Origin of the sequence: Halolamina rubra, from assembly GCF_000739555.1 — an archaeon.
Taxonomy (GTDB): domain Archaea; phylum Halobacteriota; class Halobacteria; order Halobacteriales; family Haloferacaceae; genus Halolamina; species Halolamina rubra.
In genome coordinates this window covers 1-7,144 of sequence record NZ_BBJN01000053.1, presented here as the reverse complement: position 1 = coordinate 7,144, position 7,144 = coordinate 1, and the positions used below count along the sequence as shown (strand labels likewise).

The window sequence follows — 7,144 nt, the reverse complement described above, 5'->3', positions numbered from 1 at the left end:
GTTCCTCGACGCGATGGCACAGAAGGAGCGAAACAGCTGGGAGCGCGTCGAGGGTGGGGAACTCCACGGCAAGACCCTCGGTATCGTCGGCGTCGGCGCCATCGGGACTCGCGTCGCCGAACTCGGCTCGGCGTTCGGGATGGAGGTACTCGGGACCAAGCGCGACCCCGATACGGCGCCCGAGGCGGTTGACGAGTGTTTCGGCCCGGACGGCCACACCGAACTCTGTCGCCGCGCGGACCACCTCGTGCTCGCCTGCCCGCTGACCCCGGAGACCGAGGGCCTCATCGGCGCCGACGAACTCCGCCTGCTCGACGGCGACGCCGTGCTCGTGAACGTCGCCCGCGGCGAGGTCGTCGACGAGGACGCGCTGGTCCGGGCGCTGCAGTACGGCTGGATCCGCGGCGCCGCGCTGGACGTGTTCGAGACCGAGCCGCTGCCCGCCGACTCGCCGCTGTGGAACCTCTCGAACGTGCTGCTCACGCCCCACATGGCCGGCTCGACGCCGAAGAAATCCGAGCGCTGGGCCGGGATAATCGGGGAGAACTACCGGCGCTTCGGCGCCGACGAGCCGTTGATCAACCGGATCTGCTGACGGACAGCGAGCGTTCGGCTACGGCAGGTAGCGAACGCTGACGACGCCCGGCTCCGAGCGGATCTCGACGCGGTTCACGCCGAGGCGGGCGGCGCGGCTCAGCGTCGTCTCGCGGTCCTCGAGCACGTCGTCGACGGCCGCCTCGGTCTCGTCTTCGGGAACGGTAATGACGTGGAGTTCGCCGATCCCCGCCCGTTCCTCCCTGGTGAGCTCGCCGACCGACTGCGCGGCGGCGATCTCCCGCTCGTGCTGGGTCGGCGGCTCGCGGCTCTCGCCGATGGAGAGCTGGCGGCGCTCCTCGACCTCGATCAGCTCCGCGGTCACCTCCAGCGGCGGCTCCGGGGCGACGACGCCCTCGACGGCGTCGTCCTCCGAGAGCCCGGGGTTCGAGGAGAGCGTGTGCACCTGTCCGCGCTCGACGTCCCGCAACACTGCGCTGTCGTCGTCGGCGTGGGTGACGAGGAACGTCCCCTCGGTCTCGCCGTCGATCTCGGCGTCGCTCATACCCCGACTGGGCGCCCGAGCCATTTCCGGATTTCGTCCCGGGCCGGCGGCTGGTGCGGTCGAGGGGCCGGCTCAGCGCAGCCACCGGTGGACGACGAGGATCGCCGCCGCCGCCGCGGCCGGGAGCAGCGGCGAGGCCGCCGACGGAATCGCGTACAGCGCGGCGACGACCGGGGCGAACAGCCCCGAGGGCGAGGGCCGGGTGACGGTCTCGCCGTCGAGCGTGAACGTCTCCGGCATCGACGCGATCAGCCCGAGATACAGCGCGAGCAGGAACAGGTAGCCGGCGACCGCCAGCAGCGGCTCGTAGTTCCGCGGCGGCTCGAACCCGTCGTCGGCGGCCAGCCCGCGGCGGCGCGTCCGCGCGGCCAGCAGCACGGGCGCGACCACGGGCAGCACCGCGAGCAGCCCCAGCAGCGCGATGAACGACCGAGAGAGGGTGAAGCTCCCGCCGCGGGCGCCCGCGGTCTGCCCGAACACGACGACGATCGCGAGCACGCAGGTCAGCGCGAGCAGCAGCGTCGCGAGCCCGGCGACGACGACGTACGACCGGAACAGCCGCGAGTCGCTCCGCCGGAACGCGTAGGGGAAGGCGCCGAGGATGCCGCCGTAGTCGTCTGCCATCGCCGGGGGTTGTGGGCGACCGGAGTTAAACGCCGCGAGGACGGCCCGCGCGCCGCTGGGCAGGGGGAGCGTGTCGGTACGAGCAACCTTTTTTCAAGCACGGCGCGTGAGTCGGTACCTGAATGGTCTCGCTCCCGGAGTCGTTCTCGGATCTCTCGCGGCGCCACCGGCTCGTGGCCTACTACGCGCTGGGGCTGGTGGGGATGGTGCTGTTCCTCACGGTCGTCTACTTCTACGGGATGCGGACCCTGGAGGGCGAGGGGCCGGAGTACACGGTGTTCAACGCGCTGACGACGGTCGTCGAGACGATGACGACGACGGGGTACGGCGCCGACTCGCCGTGGACCCACCCCCTGATGAACCTCTTCGTGGTGTTCATCCAGCTGAGCGGCATCGCGGTCGGCTTCTTCACGCTCCGACTCGTGATCATCCCGCTGTTCACGGGCGCGGAGGTCGACCTCGACAGCCGGCTCTCGCCCAAGCGCGACCACGTGATCATCTGCGAGTACAGCCGTGACTCGGCGGTGCTGCTGGACGAGCTCCGGGAGCTGGACGTGGACTACGTGCTCATCTCCTCCGACGAGGCCGAGGCGAAGGCGCTCGCCGACGACGGCTACGCGGCGATCCACGGCTCGCCGCAGGACGCCGAGGCGTTCGAGCGGGCGAGCATCGACACCGCGCGGGCGGTGATCACCGACGCCGGCGACGCGAACGTGAACACGATCCTGACGGTCCGGTCGCTCCGCGACGACGTCGACGTGATCGCGCTGACCGACGACAGCGAGATGGAGCGCGTCCTGCGCTCGACGGGCGCCGACACCGTGCTCTCGCCCCACGCCGTGCTCGGCCGGCGGCTCGCGGAGAAAGCCGTCGAGTCGTTCACCGCCGAGATCCGGGACACCGTCGAGATCGGCGGCGACATCGAGGTGGCGGAGCTCCCGGTCTCCCACGGGAGCGAGCTGGTCGGGAGCCGCATCCGCGACTCGCAGGTGCGCGAGCGGACCGGCGTCAACATCATCGGCGCGTGGATCGACGGCGAGCTCCAGCTGCCGCCGGACCCCGACGCGGTGATCCGGGACAACACCGTCCTGCTGGTCTCCGGCCGCACCGAGAGCCTGGAGAAACTGAGCGAGTTCACCCGTTCCGCCCGGCAGTTCGACAGCCACGACCGCATCGTGATCGCCGGGTTCGGCGAGGTTGGCCGGGCCGTCGACGACCTGGTGACGGCCGCCGGGATCGAGACGGTCACCGTCGACGTGGCCGAGCGCGACGGCGTCGACGTGGTCGGCGACGCGAGCACCCGCGAGACGCTGCGGGCGGCCGGCGTCGACGACGCCGACGCGATCGTGATCGGGCTGCCACAGGACTCGGACGCGCTGCTCGCGGCGGTGCTCGCACAGGAGATGAACCCCGACGTCGAGATCCTGATCCGGGTGACCGACACCGACGCGACCCGGAAGGCGCTGAGCGCGGGCGCCGACTACGTGCTCTCGGTGCCGCGCGTGAGCGCTCGGATGGTGGCACAGGCGCTCCGGGGCGAGGAGGTGCTCGAACCCGGCGGGCAGATCCGGCTGATCCGCGTGCCGGCGACGCCGTTCGCGGGGTCGACGATCGCCGACTCGGGGATCGCGGACACCGGCTGTCGGGTGGTCGCCGTCGAGAACGAAGCCGGCGAGACGACGGTCGTCGACCCCGAACGGGAGCTCTCGGGGACCGAGGAGCTCACGCTCGTGGGCACCGACGAGTCGGTCCAGCAGTTCCTGAAGCGGTACGACGTGACGCCGGCGGAGAACAGTCGGGCGGGGTAGCTACTCGGCCCGCGGGAACTCGCCGATCGTGTCCTCCCGGAACGCCGCCTCGTCGAACTCGGCGTCGCCGAGGAAGTCGACGATCGTGTGCGTGTCCCGCATCGCGTTCTTCAGGCAGGTCGACGCGCCCGGCGACGGCGTGATGTTGAAGATCACGTCGTCGCCGACGATCTTGGCCTCGCCCATGTCCAGGGATTTCTCCTTCGTGTCGACGATCTGCGGGCGCACGCCGCCGTACCCCTTCGCGCGCTCGATGTCGTCCAGTTCGACGCTGGGAACGACTTTCTGCACCTGCGGGAGGAACTGCCGCGGGCCGATCTCGGGCACGTCGTACACGAGGTTGCGCAGCACGTACGGCAGGAGGATGCGGTCGGAGAGGATGTTGGCGTAGCTCAGGAACGAGGCGGCGTTGAGCCCGAACACGTCGAGGAAGTCGCCGACGGTGGAGATCCGGCCGCGTTCGAGCGCCGGCACCAGCTTCGCGGTCGGGCCGAACCGGGTGATCGAGCCGTCGTGCACGTCGGCGTCGCCGTGGACCGCGGCGAACGGGAGCTTCTTCATCTGGAGCGTGTACACCTTCCCGTTCAGCAGGTCGTCCGCGAGGAAGAAGCTCCCCGCGACGGGGAGGAGCACCTTGTCCTGGCCGTACCCCAGCTCCTTGGCGATCTGGAGGCTGTGGGAGCCGGCGGCGACGACGGTGGCGTCGGTGTCGAAGCGCCCGGCGTCGTCGGTCGCGATCGTGTGGCCCTCGAGCGTCGGCGTGATGTCCGTGACCTCGGTCCCGGTGAACACGTCGACGCCGTCGTCGTCCGCGACGGCATCGACGAACGACCCCGCGGTCGCGCCGTAGTCGACGACGTAGCCGTCCGGCGTCTGGAGCGCGAGCATCTCCGTGTCGGGGTCACGCCCCTCGACGACTTTCGGCTCCAGGTCGGCGATCTCCTCGCGCCCGATCGGGCGGAGCTTCGGGAACAGGTCGCCGAACCCCTCCTCCTCGTAGCGCCGTTCGAGTTTCTCGACCTCCTCGTCGCCGACGCCGAGCACCATCTTGCTGCGCTTGGCGTGCATCTCGCGGTCCGGGTCGTGGTTCTCCAGGTAGCCCGCGAGCAGTTCGGCGCCCTCCTTCACCTCCTCGGCCTTCTCGAGGGTGTAGTTCGTCTCGATGTCGCCGAAATGCAGCGTCTGGGAGTTGTTCGTGTGGTCGGTGTTGATCGCGCCGATCTCCGGCTCCTTCTCGATCAGCGCGATCGAGTCGATGTCGGTGAACTTCGCGGTCGTGTACAGAAGCGACGCCCCACTGATACCGCCCCCGACGATGACGAGGTCGTACTCTCCGGACATGATCTAGACGTTACTCGAACGCTCACACTCCGCACTGATAACGAGCCCCTTTTCGTCGCCGTCTTCGACGATTAACGTGGGCGATATCGACGACCAGCCGGCTCAGGCGACGGTCGACAGCCACTCGACGACGGGGACGAACAGCCGCAGGTCGAGCGCGACGACCAGCACCGCGCCGACGGCGTCGAAGACGAGGTCGAGCGCCGTGTCCCGCCGGCCGTAGTGGACGAGCACCGGCTCGATGTCGTACCGCTCGGCCACCTCGCGGGCGATCAGCTCGCCGACCTCCCAGAGCACGCCGAGGACGACCACGCCCGCCACCGTCAGCGCGGCGGCGGCGCCCACCCCCGCGACGAGCGCGGCCGCGTACAGGAGCGCCGCGGCCAGCGCCGCCGAGAGCGTGTGCGTGAGGTGGTCCCACCACCAGACCGACTCGTAGCGCCCGAGCATCCCGAGCGCGTGGAGCAAGCCCGCGAGCGCGACCCAGAAGGTGAGCGCCGCGAGTCGGGTCGGCTCCGCGCCCGCGGCGACCGTCGCCGTGAGCGCGGGCGGGACGAGCACGAGGACGACGGCGGCGGCGGTGTTGACGACCGCCGCGGTGTCGCCACGGCGGTAGCCGACGAACAGCGCGGCCAACAGCCCCGCCCCGAGCGCGGCGGCGCCGACTGTCAGGGGACCCATCGGTCTACCGGAGAGGGGTCACAGCAGAGGGAAGTAACTTCTGAACCGTCACGCCCGGCGGTCGTCGACGGCGGCGCCGTCGCGGTACCGGTCCGGCACCCGTGCCAGCAGCGACGGCGAGACGCGGCCCGGGAGCACCTGGGTCGCGAGCAGGTGGGCGACCCGCGGGAGCACGCGCCGCGAGGCGGCGTAGACGGCGCCGATACCGAGCGCGGCGAGCACGACCGGCCGGAACGCCGAGCCGACGTGGAGCCACAGCGGGACCGCGAGCCCGACCGAGAGCAGCAGGTCCTCCGGCGCGCCGTCGTACCGGACCCAGCGCCGGGGGGCGATCCAGCGCCCGCGGTAGTGGTCGTAGACGGCGCGCTCGGAGGTCGCCTCCCAGGGGCGGAGCTCCAGCCCCCCGCCGAGCACGTCGACGAGGCTGTGACTCGCCGCCGCGGCGAGCAGGAGCGCGGCGGCGACCGTCGCCGCGGTCGGGGTGAGGACGGCCCCGGCCCCGGCGGCGACGGCCAGCAGGCTGTAGCCGACCGGGTAGTGCAGCGTCTTCCGGTGGCCCACGTACAGGTCCAGGTCCGGCAGGATCCCGCCGGCGAGCCCGGCTCCCAGCGCGACGACGCCGTACTCGGGCGCGAGCACAGCCACCGGTAGCGCGAGGAGCATCCCGAACAGCGCGTGGGTCGGGAGCATCATCGTGTCCTTCTCTATCGGACAGATACCTAAGAAGCTGTCGTGTGTGTCTGTCACACGGTCTCGGGCTGGTCAGTCGGCGTCGAACCCGTCGACGATAAAGAAAAACGGATCCCGAAAGCGGGATCGAGGCCTCAGCCCTGCACCTCGATCTCGGTGCCGCTGACGGTCGCGTCCGCCAGGATCGGCAGCCGGACCTCGAGGATGCCGTTGTTGTACTCCGCGGCGATCTCCTCGTCGTCGATGGACTTGGGGAAGCGGAACCGGCGGTGGTAGGTGCGCCGCGCCCGCGCTGGGTGTCCTCGTGTTCGGCCGCGATGTTCAGGACACCCTCGTCCCAGGAGACCGAGATACTCTCGGGGTCGAACCCGGGCATCTCGACGCTGAGGACGAACTCCCCGTCCTCCTCGAACAGTTCGTAGTCGGTGCTACCGGTTTCGAACAGTCGACTCGGGAGATCGAGCCCCTGCGTCCAGGAACTGGTCAGGTTCTCTGGCAGCGCCATGGCTGATCACCTCGACTGCATCGGCGTATTGTGCACGGCTCGTAATGAAGATTATTAATCATGTTCGAGAGGAAGCTGTCGAAACGAGAAAACGAAAGACGGCGGCGGTCTCACCATCCGTGGGTGGACCGACGGCGACGGGGCTGGCGGCCTACTGCTCGTCGTCGTCTGCGTCGCCGTTCTTGTCGTCCTCTCCCGTATCGTCGTCCGCGTCGTCCGTCTCTCCGTCGTCGCCGTCGGTGTCGTCGCCGTCCGCGCTCTCGTCGGCCTCCTCGACCGTCTGGCTGACTTTCTCGGTGACTTCCTCGCTGACCTCCTCCGACACCTTGTCGGCGACCTCGTCGACCTCCTTGCTGACGGTCTCCTCGACCTCCTCGCTGACTTTCTCGGAGCACC

The 7,144-nt window shown here is 70.0% G+C and carries 7 protein-coding genes and 2 pseudogenes; 2 read left to right on the top strand and 7 right to left on the bottom strand.

Features of this window, described 5'->3' with window-relative positions; translation table 11 throughout:
* A partial coding sequence (locus ACP95_RS13590) for a D-2-hydroxyacid dehydrogenase (protein WP_161782071.1) occupies positions 1-595 on the top strand: 595 nt, incomplete at its 5' end.
* An 18-nt stretch (positions 596-613) separates the two neighbouring features.
* Here ACP95_RS13590 and ACP95_RS13585 read toward each other — a convergent pair.
* Together ACP95_RS13585 and ACP95_RS13580 are read right to left on the bottom strand one after the other, a co-directional pair.
* A complete protein-coding gene (locus ACP95_RS13585) occupies positions 614-1,099 on the bottom strand; it encodes a DUF5812 family protein (RefSeq protein ID WP_049981718.1) in 486 nt (161 codons plus the stop codon).
* A 72-nt stretch (positions 1,100-1,171) separates the two neighbouring features.
* Complete coding sequence (locus ACP95_RS13580) at positions 1,172-1,723, bottom strand: hypothetical protein (protein WP_049981717.1); 552 nt, start codon at positions 1,721-1,723, stop codon at positions 1,172-1,174.
* A gap of 122 nt (positions 1,724-1,845) precedes the next feature.
* On the opposite strand from ACP95_RS13580, the gene ACP95_RS13575 reads away from it, so the two are divergent.
* Positions 1,846-3,531: a potassium channel family protein gene (locus tag ACP95_RS13575; protein ID WP_049981716.1), complete on the top strand. Its 1,686-nt coding sequence runs from the start codon at positions 1,846-1,848 to the stop codon at positions 3,529-3,531.
* Here ACP95_RS13575 and ACP95_RS13570 read toward each other — a convergent pair whose 3' ends face one another.
* The 5 genes and pseudogenes from ACP95_RS13570 to ACP95_RS15905 form a co-directional block, all read right to left on the bottom strand.
* Positions 3,532-4,872, bottom strand: a complete 1,341-nt coding sequence (locus tag ACP95_RS13570) for an FAD-dependent oxidoreductase (protein ID WP_049981715.1) — start codon at positions 4,870-4,872, stop codon at positions 3,532-3,534. It abuts the gene before it with no gap.
* 102 nt (positions 4,873-4,974) lie between these two features.
* Positions 4,975-5,553 (bottom strand): hypothetical protein, encoded by a 579-nt coding sequence (locus ACP95_RS13565; protein ID WP_049981714.1) that lies wholly within the window; start codon positions 5,551-5,553, stop codon positions 4,975-4,977.
* Positions 5,554-5,601: 48 nt separating this feature from the next.
* Complete coding sequence (locus ACP95_RS13560; protein WP_049981713.1) at positions 5,602-6,246, bottom strand: hypothetical protein; 645 nt, start codon at positions 6,244-6,246, stop codon at positions 5,602-5,604.
* 131 nt (positions 6,247-6,377) lie between these two features.
* Positions 6,378-6,748: pseudogene (locus ACP95_RS15400) on the bottom strand (Hsp20/alpha crystallin family protein).
* Positions 6,749-6,899: 151 nt separating this feature from the next.
* Positions 6,900-7,144, bottom strand: a pseudogene (locus ACP95_RS15905) (hypothetical protein); the annotation flags it as partial.